Genomic DNA, 20501 nt, shown 5'->3' with positions numbered 1-20501 from the left:
TGTTTTTATAAAATTAATTAAATAAGCTAATTATGAAAAAAATTGCAAAAGAAATTATAGAAATTAGTATTGAAGACGAATTGAAAAATTCTTATCTAGACTATGCTATGTCAGTAATCATTGGGCGGGCCTTACCAGACGTTAGAGATGGACTAAAACCAGTTCATAGAAGAATATTATTCGCTATGCGTACACTGAACAACGATTGGAATAAAATGTATAAAAAATCAGCTAGAATAGTAGGTGATGTTATTGGAAAATATCATCCACATGGTGACACTGCTGTCTACGATACCATAGTAAGAATGGCTCAATCGTTTTCGTTAAGATATACACTTATAGATGGACAAGGTAACTTCGGGTCAATAGATGGAGATTCTGCAGCAGCAATGAGATATACTGAAATCAGAATGTCTAAAATTGCATATGAAATATTAAGCGATTTAGACAAAGAAACAGTAAATTTTTGTCTTAACTATGATGGTACAGAAAAAATTCCTGAAATACTACCGACTAAAATACCTAATTTGTTAATAAACGGATCATCCGGAATTGCAGTAGGTATGGCTACTAACATTCCTCCTCACAATATTAATGAAATAATAAACGGTTGCATTGCGCTCATTAATAACAGTAATATTACACTAAAAAACCTTATGGAATACATTCCTGGACCTGACTTCCCTACTTTTGGTATAATAAACGGATGTAATGGAATTACAGATGCATACCGAACTGGAAGAGGGAAAATTTATGTTCGAGCTAATAGCAGAATAGAAATCCAAGAAAGAACAAAAAAAGAATCTATCATTATTTTTGAACTACCTTACCAAGTTAACAAATCGCGAGTAATTGAAAAAATAGCAGAATTAGTTAAAGAAAAAAAAATTGAAGGCATAAGTGGTTTACGTGATGAATCAGATAAAGAAGGAATGAGAATAGTCATTGAAATAAAGAGAGAAGCAAAATCAGAAATCATACTTAATAAATTGTATACTTTAACTCAACTACAAATTTCTTTTGGAATTAATATGGTTGCATTAAGTAACGGCCAACCAAAAACACTTTCATTAAAAGAAATTTTACAAGAATTTATCTCACATCGAAAAGAAATAATAACTAAACGTAGTCAATTTGAATTTAAAAAAGTTCAAAAAAAAATTCATATTATTGAAGGATTAATAATATCTTTAGATAATATTAATACTATTATCGAATTAATTAAAAGCTCAAAATCACTATCAAACGCAAAAGAACTATTACTATCTAAAAACTGGTATTCAAATAATTCCAAATATACGAGCACTTTTGAAAATAATACTATCAAATTTCATATGCCGAAAACTCAACCAAATAAGAACGTATTATTTTTCACTAAAGAACAAGTAAATGCAATATTAGACCTGCGTCTTCAAAGACTTACACATCTAGAATCTTCAAGACTTATGAAAGAACATACAAAATTAATACAATCTTCTAAAAAATTAGAAAGCATATTAAAAGATAAAAATCAATTAATTAATGTTATACAATCAGAACTAATTGATATAAAAAACCGTTTTGGAGACAAAAGACGAACACAAATTATTAAAACTTACGAAGATATCAATGTTTCTGACATGATAAATCAAGAAGACGTTGTAGTAACTCTATCACATTCAGGATACGTAAAATATCAACCATTGTCCACATATGAAGCACAAAAAAGAGGAGGAAAGGGAAAATCAGCAGCAAAAACTAAAGAAGAAGACTTTATAGAAAATTTACTAGTAGCTAACACTCACGATACAATTCTTTGTTTCTCTAGTCGAGGAATAATATATTGGATGAAAGTCTATCAATTACCAGAAGCTAGTAGAAATGCTCGTGGACGTCCAATTGTTAATTTGTTACCTCTAGATGTCAAAGAAAGAATAACAGCTATATTGCCTATTTCAAAATATAAAGATAGCATAAACATTTTTATGGCTACTGCTAAAGGAATGGTTAAAAAAACTAATATTTGCGAATTCAAAAAACCAAGAACGTCAGGAATAATTGCTATTAAATTAAAAAATGACGACGAACTAATTGGAGTATCTTTAACTAACGGTAAAGATAAAATAATGTTATTTACTGCAATAGGAAAAGCAGTTCATTTCTCTGAAAAATTAGTAAGAACAATGGGTAGAAATGCTTCTGGAGTAAAAGGAATTTCGATAAAAAGCCAAGATAAAGTAGTTTCTTTAGTAGTTCCTAGGGGTACCGGAAATATATTAATTGTTACTGAACATGGATATGGCAAACGAACAGAAATACGCGAGTTTCCAACAAAATCAAGAGCTACTAGAGGTACAATTGCAATTAAGATAACTAAAAAAAACGGAATTATGATTGGTGCTATGCAAGTAATGGAGGAAGATCAAATTATGATTATAACTAATGCAGGAACGTTAGTTAGAACGAGAATATCAGAAATTGGAATACTGAAAAGAAATACACAAGGTGTAATTTTAATCAGAACTGCAGAAAAAGAAAAAGTAGTAGCTGTCCAAAAAGCTAACAAATCATTTTTATAATTCATTCTTTAAATAAAATTTTAAAAAAATCTTTTTTATATGTATCTAATACACAACAACTACACATAATTTTTTTTGCAGAAGTTACAATGAAAAATGTAAACCATAAATTTTAACTTTATAAAAAATATAATTCTAAAGAATAAAAGTAAACTATCAAAAAAAAATAAAAAAATATTTTCTATTAATATAGAAATACATTATTTTGCTTAACACATGTAAACATAAAATTGCTGTAAAATAACACCATAAAATAGTTAATTATCTTAGCATAGTTAAAATATACACATTTCAAAACTAGGAAAAGACAGAATGAATTCCATGTTACTAGTTACAAAACGGAATGGGAAAAAAGAATTAATCAATTTGGATAAAATTCATAGAGTATTAAATTGGGCAGCAAAAGATCTAGATGATATTTCTGTATCTCAGGTAGCACTAAAGTCTAGAATACAATTCTACAATAATATAAAAACTACTACCATACATGAAACTATTATAAAATCTGCAGCAGACTTAATTTCCGAAAATTCACCTGACTATCAATACATGGCAGCTAGACTAGCAATATTTCACCTTAGAAAGAAAGCCTTTGGTCAATTTAATCCTCCAATTTTGTATACATACGTAAAAAAAATGGTGAAACTAGGCAAATACGACAAACATTTACTAGAAGACTATTCTAAAATTGAATACAAAAAAATGAATTCTTTTATACAACATTATCGTGATATGAACTTTTCTTATGCAGCAGTCAAACAATTAGAAGGAAAATACTTAATACAAAACAGAGTGACTAGAAAAATTTACGAAAGCGCACAATTTCTATATATTATGATATCAGCGTGTCTATTCCACAAATATCCAGAAAAAACGAGAATGAAATATATTGAAAAATTTTATAATGCAATCTCAACTTTTAAAATTTCCCTACCTACTCCTATTATGGCTGGTTTGAGAACACCAAAACGACAATTTAGTTCTTGTATTTTAATAGAATGTGGTGATAATTTAAATTCGATTAACGCTACCACTAGTGCTATTGTAAAATATGTTTCGCAACGTGCTGGAATTGGAATTAATGCAGGACGCATTAGAGCTTTAGGAAGTCCTATTCGAGGTGGAGATACATTTCATACCGGATGCATTCCATTTTATAAACACTTTCAAAGTGCCGTAAAATCATGTTCTCAGGGTGGAATTAGAGGTGGAGCAGCTACAATATTTTATCCTATTTGGCATCTTGAAGTAGAGAGTTTACTCGTTCTAAAAAATAATAGAGGAATAGATGAAAACCGTGTTCGACATATGGATTATGGAGTACAAATTAATAAATTAATGTATCAACGTTTGATATTAGGAGAACATATAACTTTATTTAGTCCATCCGATGTACCGAATTTATACGATACATTTTTTTCTAATCAAAAAAAGTTTGAAATTCTATATAAAAAATATGAAAATGATGCAAAAATAAGAAAGAAAAGAATAAAAGCAATAAGTTTATTTTCTCTAATAATGCAAGAAAGAACTTCTACTGGAAGAATATATATACAAAATGTTGATCATTGCAACACACATAGTGCTTTTAATCCAAAACTTGCACCAATAAGACAATCTAATTTATGCCTAGAGATTACGTTACCTACTAATCCATTAAACGATATTAACGACGTCGACGGAGAAATTGCACTATGCACTTTGTCTGCAATTAATTTAGGTTCTTTAAAAAAACTTGAAGATTTGTCAGAACTATCAAACCTAATTGTTAGAGCATTAGATTCAATTTTAGATTATCAAAACTATCCAATCGAAAAAGCCAAAATATCAGCTTTGTCTAGACGATCACTAGGAATAGGAGTTATAAATTTTGCTTATTACTTAGCTAAAAATGGAGTACGATATTCAGATGGCAGTGCCAATTCACTTACTCATAAGACATTTGAAGCACTACAATACTATTTATTAAATGCCTCATGCACATTAGCAAAAGAAAAAGGAGCATGTGCTTGGTTCAATCAAACAACATACTATCAAGGCTTATTACCTATAGATACCTATAAAAAAGATATAGATGATATTTGCAATGAACCATTATATTTAAACTGGGAATCTCTCAGAAAAAGAATTAAAAAATATGGACTAAGAAATTCTACATTATCAGCATTAATGCCATCAGAAACTTCTTCTCAAATTTCTAACGCTACAAATGGTATAGAACCACCCAGAGGATTCGTTAGCATAAAAGCTTCAAAAGATGGCATGTTACGACAAGTTGTTCCTGAATACAAAAAATTAAAAAAGAACTATGAATTATTGTGGAATATTCCAAATAACATCGGATATTTGCAACTTGCCAGCATTATGCAAAAATTTATAGATCAATCTATTTCTGCTAATACTAATTACGATCCTAAAACTTTCTCAGATAATAAGATACCTATGAAACAACTAATTATAGATTTGTTAACTGCTTATAGACTAGGAATAAAAACGCTATATTATCAAAATACTAGAGACGACGCTAAAGACTGTCAAACAGAACTCTTAAATCTTACAAATAATAACAGTTGTAATAACGGTGCTTGTGAAATATAAATTTCCACATTATATTCAAGCTAATAATGTATAATGATTGTTATTTTACAGGAAGCTATCTATATGGCATACACAACATTTTCTAGAAAAAAAAATAATCAGTTATTTGAACCTATGTTCTTTGGACAATCCGTCAATATTTCGAGATACGATCAACAGAAATATGAAATTTTTGAAAAACTCATAGAAAAACAACTATCTTTCTTTTGGAGACCAGAAGAAGTAGATTTATCGCAAGATTCAATTGACTTTCAAAATCTTCCAGAACACGAAAAACACATTTTTATTAGTAATCTTAAATATCAAACATTACTAGATTCTATTCAAGGAAGGAGTCCAAATGTTGCATTTCTACCAATTGTTTCATTACCTGAACTAGAAACATGGATAGAAACATGGTCTTTTTCAGAAACTATTCATTCGCGATCGTATACTCATATAATTAGAAACATAATAAATACTCCATCATTAATATTTGATGACATAGTAAACAATAAAAATATAGCGAGTAGAGCACAAGATATTTCTAAATATTACGATAATCTTATTCAAATGACTAGCTATTGGCATTTATTAGGAGAAGGAATACATGTCATTAATGGAAAAAAAATTGTAGTAAACTTACACGAACTCAAAAAGTTATTATATCTCTGTGTAATTAGTGTAAATGCATTAGAAGCTATTCGATTTTATGTAAGTTTTGCATGTTCGTTCGCATTTGCAGAAAGGGAAATTATGGAAGGAAATGCAAAAATTATAAGATTAATTGCTAGAGATGAAGCATTACATCTTACTGGGACTCAACATATTCTAAACATACTAAAGAATAAAAAAAATAGCGAGGAAATGTCTGAAATTTTTGATGAATGCCATTCAGAATGTTTTAAACTATTTGTTTCAGTTTCTAAGCAAGAAAAATTGTGGGCAGAATATTTATTTCAAAACGGATCTATGTTAGGATTAAATAAAGAAATTTTATCGCAATATATTGAATACATTACTAATATTCGTATGAATGCTATTGGATTACCCACACCTTTTCCAATTACCTCTAATCCTATTCCATGGATAAATTCTTGGCTAATTTCGGATAATATTCAAGTAGCACCACAAGAAATTTCTGTTAGTTCTTATCTAATAGGACAAATTAACTCTGATATTAGCGATTCTGAATTTAATAAATTTAAATTATAAATGTTATATTCAACTATTAAAATTAATAATAAAAATTATACCATCTACTATGAAGAAAATGAAATTTCATTACTTTCAGTATTACAATTAAACTATATAGACGTAAAATATCAATGTAAACAAGGATATTGCGGAATGTGTAAAATTATATTAATAAAAGGAAAAATATATTACAACAATAAAAAACTTCCTTTAGCATTTTATAATCCAGGAGAAATTTTCCCGTGTTGCTGTATAGCTAAAGGTAATATTGAAATAGAAATTTAAAACGTTATAAAAGTTCAATAATGCATTTGTTAGAAAAATAATTCAATTAATATTTACTTTTATTCGTCATTTTTGCGAGCATTGTATTGCTGTAATAGCAATTGTATATACAATATCTTGAACTGATGCTCCTCGAGATAAATCGTTAACTGGTTTATTAATTCCTTGCAATATTGGTCCAATAGCAATAGTATTCGTCGATCTCTGAACTGCTTTATATGTAATGTTCCCTGAATTAAGATCAGGAAATATGAAAACTGTTGCATCTCCACCAACAACAGAACTAGGACATTTTAATCTTGAAACTATATTATCTATTGCTGCGTCATATTGAATAGGACCTTCTACAATGAGATTAGGAAATTTTTTTTTCACAATGTTTGTAGCTTCTCTAACTTTATCTATTTTTATACCATTACTAGACGTCCCAGTTGCATAAGATAACATTGCTATTTTAGGAAGTATTCCAAATGACATAGCAGTGTTAGCAGACTGAATTGCTATCTCAGCTAATTGATTAGCATTTGGATCAGGATTAATAGCACAATCTGCATACAACAATACATGATCAGACAACAACATAAAAAAAACAGAGGATATTAAAGAATTATTTTTCGACACTTTAATAAGCTGCAAAGCAGGAAGAATTGTACTAGATGTAGTATTAGCTGATCCAGACACTAAACCGTCAACTATACCGGATTCTAATATTAAAGTAGACAATACAGTATCATCTTTAAGAATTTTTTTTGCATTTTCAATAGTTATTTTGTATTTCTTTCGTAAATATATTAAACGTTCAATATAATTATCCCGCACTAATTCTGGATCTAAAATTTTTATATTAGATTTAAATTTTATGTTATTAAATTTAAAAATTTCAATAATCTCTCTTGGATTTCCTAGTAATACACAAGTTGCTATATTTTGATCAGCGCAAATAGAAGCTGCTTTGATAATTCGTAATTCTTTTCCTTCAGGAAGAATAATTGTCTTTTTCTTAACTTTAGATAAACTCATTATATTGTGAATAAAAACAGATGGACACATTTGATATTTATATGTGTTTAAATTTTTAAATAAACTTATAATATTATCATTAACATAATTTGAAACGTACTCTTGAACTACTTTAAACTTTTTAAAATTTTTAGTAGAAATTTTAAAATCAAATCTTCTCAATAACAAAATTGTTTGTATAATATCTTGTTCTACTAACAAAACAGAAAAATTTATTTTTTTAAAAAGGTTACTAGCTTTTACAAAATTTTTAAAACACAAAGTAACATTTGTTAATAATATTACATTAGAAAAACCACTATAATTTATGTCTTTAAAAGTATTCTCTAAATCATCAAAATTATAAAAATCATTTAAAGATGATATTAAGACGGAATTAGAAAAATAATTATTACAATACTGTAGTAATTTTTTTTTTTTATACATTAAAACAAATTTAATAAAAAAAGAACCCAAATCACATTGACTAATGACATCTGCACGAAGATAATTTGCTATCTCATCTATAGTCGGTTCAATTAGTTTCGAATTCCATGGAATATATCCTAACATTGGAATGTTAAAATATTTATATGATAATTTTTTCCAAAGAGAATAAGTATCATTGACTTCTTTACTAATTTCAATACTACTACTATATCTAGAAATATCATTAAATAAATTTAATTCTAGAGTTTTAACGTTGTTTAAAATAATACCTCGAATATTAATATTTTTCTTTGATAAAAAATATTGATTAATAATGTTAATTACATTCTCAATATCAGATACATTATGTCTTTCTAAAGTACTAAAGAAAATAATTTCCGCATTTATTGCTTGCGCGATTTCATAATTTATCAAATTAGATAAGAAAAAAGAATGCTTATAGTGTATACCTTCTATAAGCATAATATCACTAAAATTTTTTTCAGAATTTATTTTTAATAAAATACTTTCTATAATATTTGTTTTATTACCTTCCATAAAAAAATTATCTATGCAAGTAATATTAATTGGAGTAAGACATTCTATAGAACACATTTTCGTTAAAATTTCTGTAGTATGATCCATACCACTACTATCATTATACAAATTTTTTAAAATTGGTTTAAAAAATTTGACTTTACGACCATTTTTTTGAAATTTTTTAATTAATCCTAAAATTAAAGTCGTTAATCCAAAATTTTTACATATAGGAACTAACATTAAAGTACGCATAAAATCAACTCCATGAACACTAGAATTTTTATATAGTTTTTAAATTTTAAAAATTTCACATTAAATATTTTGTACTAATAATGCTGTTTCTTTTGCTATCATTAATTCTTCATTAGTTGGGATTACTAATATAGATTTACTATTTTTTACATTAATGAAACCTTTTTTTAAAAATTTTATCGACAAATTTAAACGTTCACTAATTTCAAAGTTTAAAAAAGACAGTCTAGAAACAGTGATAGTTCTTACCAAACACGAATTTTCTCCTATTCCTCCAGTAAATACAATTCCATTTAATTTGTTTCCCATTATTGGCATATAAGAACTAATATATTTAGACAAGCGATAACAAAAAATATCAATAGATAATTTTATCTTTGCATTAGAGTGGTAATTCTTTTCTAAATTTCGAAAATTACTACTAATTTCATTTATTCCTATTAATCCCGATTTTTTCATTAAAACATTTTCAATATCTTTCATACTCATCTTTAATTTATTATACATAAAAAAAACAATCGCAGGATCTAAGTCACCACATCTAGTTCCCATTACTAAACCTTCTAATGGGGTCAAACCCATTGAAGTATCTACACAAACGCCATTTCGAACCGCTGCTACCGACGAACCATTACCTAAATGGCAAACAATAATGTTTAATTTTTTTACTGCGATATTTAACATTTTAGATGCTTTATTTGTTACGTATGAATAACTAATACCATGTGCACCATATTTTCTAATACCATAATTATTGTAAAAGGTATAAGGAATAGCGTATATAAAAGAAGTTTTTGGTATCGTACTATGAAAAGCTGTGTCAAATACAGCTACATTTTTTTTTTTAAATGAGGAAAAACGTCGAACGATGTTTGGATTCCTAATATACTTAAAGGATTATGTAACGGAGCAAAACACGAAACTTTTTTAATATATTTTAATACTTCTTCATCTAAAACAACTGACTTATTCATTTTCGATCCACCATGAACTACACGATGTCCTACACACGAAATTCTGTTAAAAATTTCTAAATCTCTTTTCAATATATGATCAGAAATTAAACCAACAATTTCCTTATAATCTTTATTTTTGTTCAAAAAAATACTATATTCTTTAAAATTTATTTTCCACGATACCTTTATTTTAGAAGACTGCAAAAAATCAACCAAACCTAACAACACTATACTATTTCTTTTTGGATCTATGACAGAAAATTTTAAAGAGGAACTACCACAATTTAACGTTAACACTAGAAGATTAGACATAAAAATTACCCAATTCTGTAAAATATTTTTGTAAAAAACATATTTTACAGAATTTTTAACAAATATAAAACAATATAATTATACTTTAATATATTTTTAGAAAATTAATTTCATGATATATTTTAAAAAACGTTTTGTAACACTAAAAATCGCTATGAACTTACAAGAAAAAATTATAAAAAAATTAGGTGTAAAACCCGTAATTAATCCAAAATTTGAAATTCATAGAATAATAAATTTTATTAAAATGTATATTTTAAGTAATAAAAACATAAAATCACTAATTCTAGGCATTAGTGGTGGACAAGATTCTACTTTAACTGGAAAATTATGTCAATTAGCAATTAAAGAACTCAATGATTACTATAATCACGAAACTTACAAACTCATTGCACTATGTTTACCATATGGAAAACCAATAGATCTTAAAGACTGCAAAGATGCAATAAAATTTATTAATCCTACGAAAATATATAACATTAACATAAAGCCCGCAGTACTAAGTACTAAAAAATCTCTTCAAAAAGAAGGTATACAAACATCTAATCATATAAAAGCAAATGACAAAGCACGAGAAAGAATGAAATTACAATACAATATTGCTAGCATGAATCATGGAATAGTTGTTGGAACTGATCATGCTGCTGAAGCAATTACGGGATTTTTTACAAAATATGGAGACGGAGGATCAGACATTAACCCAATTTCAGAACTAAATAAAAAACAAGGAACATTATTATTAAAAACATTAAACTGTCCATCTCATTTATATCTTAAAAAACCTAGAGCAAATCTAGAAGATAACTTCCCATATAAAACTGATGAAGAAGTTTTAGGTATTACCTATTTTGAAATTGACGCATACTTAGAAGGAAAAAAAATTGATAAAAAAAGTCAATCAATAATTGAAAAATATTATATTAACACAAAACACAAACGTAATATTCCTATCACTCCAAACATGTTTGCAATAAATATATCAAAACAAATTTAAAATTACACTAAAATTTAAAAAAAAATTATATAAAGTTAATATACATATTAAAAATATTATATAAAACTAAATTAATGTAAAACATTATTTTAATATTTTAAAAAATGATACACTAACAAAAATTTTTTACAAATATAAAAAATGTATTTTGATACTAAAAAAATAAACAAAAAATGCTCAATGTAATGTCATTTTTTTATTTTCTATCGCATGAATTTGGATTTTTATAAGTTCGCTTATAGGATCTTCTGGACAATGTTCGATAAAATAAATTAGATCAGTCAACGCAACATGATTGCATTCTAATTGAGCATATATTAATCCACGATCACGTATCTCGTAAGGATCGTTGGGATTAATTTTCAGCAATACATTACTAACATTTAATGCTAATTCCATTTTTTTTTCATCTATTAACGCATTTTTTAACATATTAAGCATTTTCCGAATAACCGTTAAATACTGAGCTTTTTCTAAATCATTTTTATATAATTCTGCTGTAGGACTTATATTCCCTTTTAACCAAACTTCTAAAATATGTTTACTTAACGTTTCACCATTAAACGGATTTATTAACCATGCTTCTTTACCAAACTCATCGAATCGTAAAATTAATTGAGTAGGAAAAATCACAGGCATAAGAGGAAGATATAATTGTTGAGCAATATGCAAAAATATTGCACCTAAAGAAACCGCTGTTCCTTTTCGGGTTTTTAGAACATTATCTAACCATATAACGTCCGACAATTTATAAATTCCTGTAGCACCTCCAAATTTCCAATAACCATAAAACAGCTCTATTAACTTCTTTAATTTAAAATGTATTTTTGTTTCAGAAGATATATATAATCGAGCTTCTTCTACTCTCTCTTCTAATTCTTTAATAACAAAATCAGAAGGAAAGTCCGGTCTAATAAGACACAATACAGCAATAATTGATTTACATAATGGTGATTTAGAAACGTCGAAATCAAAAAAAGATGTCATATTTTTTCCATACAACCGCATTGTACATAAATATAACTGAATTAATGTTATAAATACAATTATTTATTAATATACCCATATAATATTATTGTAACATGAAATAATTAAAATATATTTAAGAAATCTACTCAATTCGTATTAAAATATAGCAATAATTTATCTTTTTTGGCCTACTGTTACTCTATCATTTCCAGAATAATCTTGATAAGTTATTATATTAAAATAATTATTTTCTTTAAACAACCGTTGTACTCGTGCTCTTTGCATCCATCCATGTTCAATTAGTAACCAACCCATACGTTTTAGATATCTTTTAGAATTTTTAATAATATATCGAATAGAACTCAATCCATTTTCCGAAGAGATTAATGCTAAAAATGGTTCAAAAAACAATTCATTATCTAAATCTTTAATTTCGTTTAGACCAATATACGGAGGATTGCTAACAATAATATCGTATTTTTCGTTAATTTTAGAAAACCAAAAACTATGTAAAAATACAACATTTTTACATCGTAATATTTTTGCATTTCTTTTAGCAATATTAATAGACTCATGTACACGATCTACACCTACGACATCACAATTCAGACGCATACTAGCTAATGCTAACGCTATACAACCGCAACCTGTGCCTAAATCTAAAATTTTTTTATGACTATTGTTATCTATCCTCATCAAAGCATTTTCTACTAAAGTTTCAGTTTCTGGACGTGGTATTAACGTATTTTTTGATACAATGAAAGATAAAGACCAAAATTCTTTTTTACCAACCAAATATGAAATAGGTTCTCCACAAATTCTACGCATAAGTAAACTATGCAATCTTTTTAAAATATTATTATTTAATTCAAAAGTATCATGACTAATTGACCAACTAATTTTTTTTTTTAAAACAAAACTTAATAAAATATTTAAATCTAATTTGAAACTGCTATTTCTAACACTTTTAAATTTTAAATATGATTCATGTAACCAAGTTCGAATATTCATTTTTAAATTTTTCTAAAAAAATCTGATAAATAATTAGCATGATACTCTTGAGTAATGGGTTCTATTAATAAATCTAATTTTCCATTTAATATCTCATCTAAATAGTATAAAACTAAATTAATTCTATGATCAGTAACCCTATTTTTTGAAAAATTGTATGTTCTGTTCCTATCTGATCGCATTCCACTTCCTAAGAGATTACGACGAATAATAGCATTTTTTTCTCGTTTTTTAGAAAACTGCTCCGATTTGATTCTTGAAATTAAAACAGATAATGCTTTTGCTTTATTTTTATGTTGAGAACGTTCATCTTGACATTCTACTACATGTCCAGTAGGAATGTGAGTAATTCTAATTGCAGAATCTGTTGTATTTACATGCTGTCCACCTGCTCCTGAAGATCTAAAAGTATCAATTTTCAAATCATTTGGATTAATTTTTTTTATCTCTTCTTCAGGAACTACTGGAATTACAGCTACTGTACAAGTTGAAGTGTGAATTCTTCCTTGAGATTCCGTTTTAGGTACTCTCTGAACTCTATGTCCTCCAGATTCAAATTTTAATTTTCCGCATACCCCTTTACCAGAAATTTTAATAATTATATCTTTAAAACCACCTTTATCACTATAGGTAGAATTAATTACTTCTGTCTTCCATCGACGTATTTCCGAGTATTTAAGATACATCTTAAATAAATCGCCTGCAAAAATAGCTGCTTCATCTCCTCCTGTTGCTGATCTTATCTCTACAAAACAACTTCTATTGTCGTACGGATCATTAGGTAGTAGCAGAGATTTTAGTTGTTGTTCTAATTCAACTTTATTAGACAAGATAATTTTTAGTTCTTCTAAAGCAACGTCACGTAGTTCAACATCATTTAATAAGACAGTAGTTGATTCTTTATTGTTTTCATTTTTTTTCCACTTTATGAAGCAAGTATTAATATCAGACAATTGTAAATATTCTCTCGATAACCTTTTAAACTCACTTTTATCAGATACTATTTTAATATCAGATAACATACATTTTACTTCTTCATACCTTCTGTGTAAGACTTCTAATTTTTTTATAATAGAATTTTTCACTTTAAAAATGTCTTATAACTCATGCATGTGACTTATAAGTATACACGCACTTTATTTCAATTTATAGATTAACATTTAAAAATAAATTAATAGTTTTGCAAAATTTTTAAATATTTAAAATTTTTGAACTTAAACTATATCAATATTTTTATAACTCCTTTTAATACTTTAAACTTTTAAAAACTATTTCTAAAATTGTTTCAATTAATTTTAAAAAAGTTGACTTTAATTAATATAATTAAATGCATTCGCAAATAATACAACATATCATGTTAGCAAAATAAGAATATTAAAAAATTTTCAAAAGTTAAAAATAATCAAAATTATTAATCGTCAAAAATTGCACACTTTTAAAAAATTCAAAATGAAATAACACGAATTATAATTATAATAATGTTATTAAACTGTTTTTAATAAATTGTTCAAACGTTTTAAAATTTTGGAAAAAATATAGTTTAAGCAATGTATATACAACATTTTTAAAAGAATAGCAAAAATATTATATTTTATTATAAAATAGAACTTTTCCATCTTTTAAAAATTGATTAGAATAAAAAGATGTCATTTCATACATGAACAAAAAAATTTTAAAATTATGAAAACTGCTTGGTTTTCTCCTGCAAAAATTAATCTTTTTTTATATATTGTAAACATGAGAGCTGATGGTTACCACAATATACAAACACTGTTTCAATTATTAAAATATAAAGATATAATATATATCTTTCCTAACAACAGTGGAAATATAAAAATAATAACACGTATTCCACAAATACCTAATTCTCATAACATAATTATACGCGCCGCAAAATTGCTAAAAAAAAAGCAAAAATTTTAAATTCTTGCTCTCTAAAATTAGGAGCTAACATTTTCATAAAAAAAAATATACCAATAGGAGGAGGAATGGGTGGCGGATCTTCTAATGCTGCAACAGTTCTAATTGCATTAAATACATTGTGGAATATAAACTTTACATTACTGCAATTAGCACATTTTGGAAAAAAACTAGGAGCCGACGTTCCACTTTTCATAATGGGAAAAACATCAATAGCAGAGGGTATAGGAAATATTTTATATCCAATTAAAACCAAAAAAAAATGGTATTTAATTACTTTTCCAAATATAAAAATTTCTACCAAAGAAATCTTCACTCATCCAGAACTTCAAAGAAATTCAAAAAGGAAATGTATTGATTTACTTCTAAAAACTCCTTTTACAAATGATTTTGAAAAACTTTTAAAACAAAAATTTTATAAAATAAAATACTTACTTAAACAATTAACCCAATATGCACCTTCTAGAATCACAGGAACAGGATCTTGTATCTTTTCTGAATTTACTTCAAAAAACGATGCACAAAAAATACTTACTATACTTCCCCGTAATGTCTTCGGGTTTGTAACACGTAGCTCTAATACTTCGATATTACATAAACAATTACAACTATAATATTGTAAACATTTTTTAACACCATAACTTAAAAGTCTATATATGTTAAATACTGAGGTATTTCTTGTGCCTGACATGAAATTATTTTCTGGAAATTCTGTTCCAAATTTAGCGAAATCTATTGCTAACCGTCTATATATGAACTTAGGAAATGCATCAGTAGGACAATTTAGTGATGGAGAAATTAGCGTTCAAATAAACGAAAATGTTCGCGGAAATGATGTATTTATTATTCAATCAACATGTTATCCTACCAATGACAATCTTATGGAACTAATAGTAATGGTAGATGCTTTGAGACGAGCCTCTGCTGGACGTATTACAGCTGTAATTCCTTACTTCGGATATGCTAGACAAGATCGTCGAGTCCGTTCATCTAGAGTACCAATCACTGCAAAAGTTATAGCTGATTTCTTCTCTAGTATTGGAATAGATCGAGTGTTAACAGTAGATCTTCATGCTGAACAAATTCAAGGATTTTTTGATGTTCCTGTAGATAACGTATTTGGAAGCTTAATTCTTCTGGAAGATATGCTCAAAATAGATCTTAAAAATCCTATAGTAGTTTCTCCAGATATAGGAGGAGTCGTACGGGCAAGAGCTATTGCAAAGTTGCTGCACGATACAGATATGGCTATTATCGACAAAAGACGACCAAATTCTAACGTGTCTCAAGTTATGAATATAATAGGTGATGTAATTAATCGAGATTGTATTTTAGTAGATGATATGATTGATACAGGAGGAACGTTATGTAAAGCAGCTGAAGCTCTTAAAGATCGCGGTGCAAAACGAGTTTTTGCATATGCAACTCATCCTATTTTTTCAGGAAATGCAGCTGAAAATTTACAAAACTCAGCCATTGATGAAGTAGTAGTATGTGACACTATTCCATTGCCAATAAATATTAAAACACTCTCTAATGTACGCACATTAACACTATCTGGAATGTTAGCAGAAGCTATTCGAAGAATTAGTAATGAAGAATCTATATCTGCTATGTTTGAACATTAATACACGTATATAGCGTTTTGAGTACAATAAAATATTATATTTATTTACTGTACTCAAAAATAATCCTAAAATACAATATATATGACTTTTACTAAATTCTAGAAATTAGAATCATCTCATGAAACGTCATTCGAAAAAAATATTTTGTTTTTTTATAAAAAAATATTTTTTATAAATAATTTTAAAAATGATTTTATAAAATAATTGTAATAAGGTACTAATAAAGAAGTTTTAAAAATATTACTATTCACAAAACTAGTCGAAAATTCTAAAAAAAATAATATTGTACAAATTATCGCTATTCCTCGTACAATTCCAAAAAATATTCCTAAAATTTGATTTAAAAAAAACAAATGAAATTTATTTATAAATATTGTTATCAAATAGTCTAGTGAAAATTTAATAATTAAAAAAGAGATAAAAAATATCACAAAATTTACTATATACCTAGTAATTTTATGATTAATATTCCAAGAAAAAAAACATAATATGGAATAGTACTTAAATAACATATATATTCCAACACACCAAATTAGAATAGAAACTATTTCTTGAAAAAATCCACGAAAAAAACTTATTAAAGTAGAGATGGCAATTATTATTATTGAAACGCAATCTATTGTATTCATGTAGAATTAAAATATTTATTAAAATGAAGTATATTAGTTTTACTACATCTATTTACATTGTTAATATTGTACATATTTCAGAAACCGTTATAAAAGATCCAAAAACTAAAATAGTATCTACAACTTTTGCTATTCTTTGTACCTCTTGCCAAGCATATTTCATTCTCGTATACGTTGCAAAAGAACCAACAGGTAAAAATTGTGCTATATTCTCTGGAAGAACACTCTGTTCGGTTTCTAACTTAACACAATGCCAATAATCAACTATTGAAAATAACGGAGAAACAATATTAAAAACGTCTTTACTTTTTAATATTCCTACTATAGCATGAATCTTACCAATGCTTCTAACTAGTAAAAGTTTTTTTTGTAAACGTTTTACAGAATGTAAATTATGCGCTACATCCAGAATAATCATAGGCTTGCAAGATAAAATTTGAAATCGTCCAAATATATAAATTTTATCAATACAATTTCTAATTGTACTCTCTTTAATATGAAATTTTGATTCGACAACAGCTGACAATGCCGTTGCAGTGTTTACCAAAGATACTTTAGGAAGAGGAAGAGACAAAAAATAAAAATTTTGACTAAAAAAAGACCAACTATTATGATATCTTTTATAATACCAATCGCGTAATATTAATTTTCCATCAACTTGACCATGTTTAAGAATTCTTATAACACTATTCGGGATAGTTTTTTCAGCAATAATCGCAACCTTATTTTTACGAAAAATTCCTGATTTTTCAATTCCAATTAAGTCACGACTATTTCCTAGCATATTAATATGGTCTATTTCTATATTTGTAATAATAGAAATATCTGAATCTATAACATTTGTAGCATCTAATTTTCCACCTACTCCAACTTCTAAAATAACCACATCTAACTTTACACTCTTAAAAAGATACAAAGCAGAAAGAGTTATAAAATCATAATAAGTTAAAGATAAAGTTCCACGCGCAATTTCAACATTAAAAAAAGAAGTAACATGTACACTCTCATCTAACTCGCGTCCATTAATTCGAACACGTTCAGTATATCTTAATAAATGTGGAGAAGTATACAATCCTACTCGATATCCAGACTCTAAAAATATCCTTTCTAATACGAAAGAAGTTGTGCCCTTTCCATTTGTACCTCCTACTATATAAACAAATGAATTTAATTTTAACATTCCTAACTTCTTTGCAATAAATTTAACATTATTGAAATAGTTACATTTAAAATCTACACGAAATTTTTCAATATAATTTAACCAATCAAAGAAAGAAAACAATTCAATATTTCTGTTTTTCATATATGAAACCGAAAATGAGATCTATACACTAATCTGTAAACATATACATATTTTATATTTTAAAATTTCCTACATTTTAAAAAAAATTATAAAATTATTTAAAAACAATAAAAAACATTTTATAAAAAAGTAAAAATATTTATTAATATAAAAATAATTTGAAATCGAAAAGAGGATACTTTTAAATATTTAAATATATAACAAACAAAAAATATATATACTAAATTTATTAAAAAAATCTAATTTTAAAAAATAAAAATGTAAAAATAGTTTCTATAAAATAGAAAACTTTTATAGTCATTTTACTCATTCGATCTACATAAACTACATATTTTAAAAAATGCATTCAAAAAATAAAGTTAATTTAAAACAATTCGTTTAAATAAAATATAATAAATACAAAATAGACTAGAATCATTAAAAAATAATGTTTTTTATATAAATATATAAGAAATAAATTAAAATCAATAATTTAAAATAAAAGAGGTTCAGAGTTTGAAATAATTCCAATAATTAAATTTGGAAAAATTCCTAACAATAATAGCAATATTGCTATTAAAAACAAAATGAACATACATAATTTCCCAAAAAAATCTAAAACAACGTTTTTTGAATTATTACTATCTAAAGGTTCTAAATATAAATATACAACAATTTTTAAATATGCATATATTCCAATTATAGAACCTATCAAAAGAATTATTCCTAACATCCACAAATTTTCTTTAACAATAAGCGATAATAAATAAAATTTTCCAACAAAACCAAGAGTTGAAGGAATTCCTGACAAAGAAAATAATATTATTGTAATAATACTCGCTAAAAGTGGATTATTCCAAAACAATCCACGATAAAACGTAATAGTATCGAATTTTAAATCTTTTTTTAAAATAGACATAATACTCATTAAACCAAACATTCCTATATTAGACAACAAATAACCAACCAAATATATACCTACTACTTCTAAAGAAAAATTAAAATCATTAGAAATTAATAAAGATGTCAATAGATACCCAAATTGAGAAATAGATGAATATCCTAAAAACCTTTTAATATCAGTTTGGAATACAGCCATAAAATTTCCAAAAATAACAGAGGCACATATCATAATTTCTAACATAATTCTAAAAAATTCTACATGAAACGATATTAAAAAGATAAAAATCTTAAAAAACAAACTAAAAACTGCAATCTTTGTCGCAGTAGAAACATACATTAAAACTGTCGAAGAAGTTCCCTTATAAACATCAGGAGTCCATATATGAAATGGGAATATGGATAGCTTGAAAGAAAAAGCAAAAATGATTAATCCTAATCCACACAGCAAAATACTATCTGGATGTGAAATAGAAGTTACTAATTCGTATATTAAACTAGAAAATGTTAAACTACCTGTAATAGAATATATTAATGCAATACCAAACAATGCTAATACTGATATTGAGCAAGACAAAATCATATATTTTATAGCTGCTTCTAAAGCATTTCTTTCAAAATGCGCATAAGAAATCAATCCTAAAACAGGCAAAGACATTAATTCCATTCCGATGAAAAAAACCGACATATGATTAGAAATAATTAAAGAAATACAACCAATAGTAGATAACAACAACAATAAATAAAATTCATTACGATTGTAAAAAGAATTTTCTAGCCATGAATATGCAAATATACATGTAATAATGCTCGATAGCAGAACCATTGAAATATATAATAACGAATATTTATCTATATGAAATAACATAGTAACATTTATTGGAACAATCGTTTTAACTATACAAATAGAAAAAAAAGATAAAAGTAATCCTATTACAGAACACAAAAAAGTACAAAAATGATTACGGTTATACGAAATAAATAAAATTATAATTATTACAGTTAATGATAAAATTAATAATGGAGAGCATGCTATTAACTGTTTTGCAGATACTATCATTAA

General features: G+C 26.4%; 15 protein-coding genes and 1 pseudogene. 7 read left to right on the top strand and 9 right to left on the bottom strand.

What is annotated here, in order from left to right; all coding sequences use genetic code 11:
- Positions 1-32: 32 nt before the first annotated feature.
- The 4 genes from gyrA (at position 33) to yfaE (ending at position 6617) form a co-directional block, all read left to right on the top strand.
- Entirely contained in the window at positions 33-2558 is a 2526-nt protein-coding gene (gene gyrA, locus XW81_RS00860) for a DNA topoisomerase (ATP-hydrolyzing) subunit A (protein ID WP_075474017.1), read from the top strand.
- A gap of 312 nt (positions 2559-2870) precedes the next feature.
- Positions 2871-5156 carry a class 1a ribonucleoside-diphosphate reductase subunit alpha gene (nrdA, locus tag XW81_RS00855; protein ID WP_075474015.1) on the top strand — a complete coding sequence of 762 codons (2286 nt, stop codon included), beginning with the start codon at positions 2871-2873 and terminating at the stop codon, positions 5154-5156.
- Between the two features lie 63 nt (positions 5157-5219).
- Positions 5220-6350 carry a class Ia ribonucleoside-diphosphate reductase subunit beta gene (nrdB, locus tag XW81_RS00850; RefSeq protein WP_075474013.1) on the top strand — a complete coding sequence of 377 codons (1131 nt, stop codon included), beginning with the start codon at positions 5220-5222 and terminating at the stop codon, positions 6348-6350.
- Complete coding sequence (gene yfaE / locus XW81_RS00845) at positions 6351-6617, top strand: class I ribonucleotide reductase maintenance protein YfaE (protein WP_075474011.1); 267 nt, start codon at positions 6351-6353, stop codon at positions 6615-6617.
- Between the two features lie 66 nt (positions 6618-6683).
- On the opposite strand, the gene pta is transcribed toward yfaE, so the two are convergent.
- Genes pta through XW81_RS02960 form a run of 3 tightly spaced genes read right to left on the bottom strand, consistent with a single transcriptional unit; the run spans position 6684 to position 10105 of the window.
- Positions 6684-8837 carry a phosphate acetyltransferase gene (pta, locus tag XW81_RS00840; protein ID WP_075474009.1) on the bottom strand — a complete coding sequence of 718 codons (2154 nt, stop codon included), beginning with the start codon at positions 8835-8837 and terminating at the stop codon, positions 6684-6686.
- Positions 8838-8897: 60 nt separating this feature from the next.
- Complete coding sequence (locus XW81_RS00835) at positions 8898-9707, bottom strand: acetate/propionate family kinase (RefSeq protein WP_324248574.1); 810 nt, start codon at positions 9705-9707, stop codon at positions 8898-8900.
- Entirely contained in the window at positions 9668-10105 is a 438-nt protein-coding gene (locus XW81_RS02960) for a hypothetical protein (protein WP_324248572.1), read from the bottom strand. The genes XW81_RS00835 and XW81_RS02960 overlap by 40 nt, the downstream gene beginning before the upstream one ends.
- 154 nt (positions 10106-10259) lie before the next feature.
- Here XW81_RS02960 and nadE point away from each other — a divergent pair, with 154 nt between their 5' ends.
- Positions 10260-11099 (top strand): ammonia-dependent NAD(+) synthetase, encoded by an 840-nt coding sequence (gene nadE, locus XW81_RS00830; protein ID WP_075474424.1) that lies wholly within the window; start codon positions 10260-10262, stop codon positions 11097-11099.
- 177 nt (positions 11100-11276) lie between these two features.
- Here nadE and sirB1 read toward each other — a convergent pair whose 3' ends face one another.
- The 3 genes from sirB1 to prfA form a co-directional block, all read right to left on the bottom strand.
- On the bottom strand, positions 11277-12086 hold the full coding sequence (sirB1, locus tag XW81_RS00825; protein WP_075474007.1) for an invasion regulator SirB1: 810 nt from the start codon (positions 12084-12086) through the stop codon (positions 11277-11279).
- A gap of 156 nt (positions 12087-12242) precedes the next feature.
- A complete protein-coding gene (gene prmC / locus XW81_RS00820) occupies positions 12243-13079 on the bottom strand; it encodes a peptide chain release factor N(5)-glutamine methyltransferase (protein WP_075474005.1) in 837 nt (278 codons plus the stop codon).
- 2 nt (positions 13080-13081) lie between these two features.
- Positions 13082-14164, bottom strand: a complete 1083-nt coding sequence (gene prfA / locus XW81_RS00815) for a peptide chain release factor 1 (protein ID WP_075474003.1) — start codon at positions 14162-14164, stop codon at positions 13082-13084.
- Between the two features lie 595 nt (positions 14165-14759).
- Between prfA and ispE the strand changes: the two are divergent.
- A pseudogene (gene ispE / locus XW81_RS00810) lies at positions 14760-15613 on the top strand (4-(cytidine 5'-diphospho)-2-C-methyl-D-erythritol kinase).
- A gap of 66 nt (positions 15614-15679) precedes the next feature.
- The gene (locus XW81_RS00805) at positions 15680-16627 is read left to right on the top strand and encodes a ribose-phosphate pyrophosphokinase (RefSeq protein ID WP_075474000.1); all 948 of its coding nucleotides are present in this window, start codon (positions 15680-15682) and stop codon (positions 16625-16627) included.
- A 152-nt stretch (positions 16628-16779) separates the two neighbouring features.
- Here the strand turns inward: XW81_RS00805 and XW81_RS02965 are convergent, their stop codons facing one another.
- From XW81_RS02965 to XW81_RS00790, 3 genes are all read right to left on the bottom strand, one after another.
- Positions 16780-17256: a CvpA family protein gene (locus XW81_RS02965; RefSeq protein ID WP_075473998.1), complete on the bottom strand. Its 477-nt coding sequence runs from the start codon at positions 17254-17256 to the stop codon at positions 16780-16782.
- A gap of 52 nt (positions 17257-17308) precedes the next feature.
- The gene (gene folC / locus XW81_RS00795; protein WP_075473995.1) at positions 17309-18559 is read right to left on the bottom strand and encodes a bifunctional tetrahydrofolate synthase/dihydrofolate synthase; all 1251 of its coding nucleotides are present in this window, start codon (positions 18557-18559) and stop codon (positions 17309-17311) included.
- Positions 18560-19031: 472 nt separating this feature from the next.
- A complete protein-coding gene (locus XW81_RS00790; RefSeq protein ID WP_075473993.1) occupies positions 19032-20498 on the bottom strand; it encodes an NADH-quinone oxidoreductase subunit N in 1467 nt (488 codons plus the stop codon).
- Positions 20499-20501: the final 3 nt, after the last annotated feature.

This window comes from Buchnera aphidicola (Schlechtendalia chinensis) (assembly GCF_001648115.1).
GTDB lineage: Bacteria > Pseudomonadota > Gammaproteobacteria > Enterobacterales > Enterobacteriaceae > Buchnera_B > Buchnera_B aphidicola_N.
The sequence above is the reverse complement of the archived record's forward strand: the minus strand, read 5'-3'. Positions and strand labels throughout refer to the sequence as shown.

Bases quoted from the DNA above. Each gene is read 5' to 3' on its own strand.
- nrdA (WP_075474015.1), top strand. From the start codon at position 2,871: ATGAATTCCATGTTACTAGTTACAAAACGGAATGGGAAAAAAGAATTA.
- nadE (WP_075474424.1), top strand. From the start codon at position 10,260: ATGAACTTACAAGAAAAAATTATAAAAAAATTAGGTGTAAAACCCGTA.
- nrdB (WP_075474013.1), top strand. From the start codon at position 5,220: ATGGCATACACAACATTTTCTAGAAAAAAAAATAATCAGTTATTTGAA.
- prmC (WP_075474005.1), bottom strand. From the start codon at position 13,079: ATGAATATTCGAACTTGGTTACATGAATCATATTTAAAATTTAAAAGT.
- XW81_RS00790 (WP_075473993.1), bottom strand. From the start codon at position 20,498: ATGATAGTATCTGCAAAACAGTTAATAGCATGCTCTCCATTATTAATT.
- sirB1 (WP_075474007.1), bottom strand. From the start codon at position 12,086: ATGACATCTTTTTTTGATTTCGACGTTTCTAAATCACCATTATGTAAA.
- gyrA (WP_075474017.1), top strand. From the start codon at position 33: ATGAAAAAAATTGCAAAAGAAATTATAGAAATTAGTATTGAAGACGAA.
- XW81_RS02960 (WP_324248572.1), bottom strand. From the start codon at position 10,105: ATGTCTAATCTTCTAGTGTTAACGTTAAATTGTGGTAGTTCCTCTTTA.
- folC (WP_075473995.1), bottom strand. From the start codon at position 18,559: ATGAAAAACAGAAATATTGAATTGTTTTCTTTCTTTGATTGGTTAAAT.
- XW81_RS02965 (WP_075473998.1), bottom strand. From the start codon at position 17,256: ATGAATACAATAGATTGCGTTTCAATAATAATAATTGCCATCTCTACT.
- yfaE (WP_075474011.1), top strand. From the start codon at position 6,351: ATGTTATATTCAACTATTAAAATTAATAATAAAAATTATACCATCTAC.
- pta (WP_075474009.1), bottom strand. From the start codon at position 8,837: ATGCGTACTTTAATGTTAGTTCCTATATGTAAAAATTTTGGATTAACG.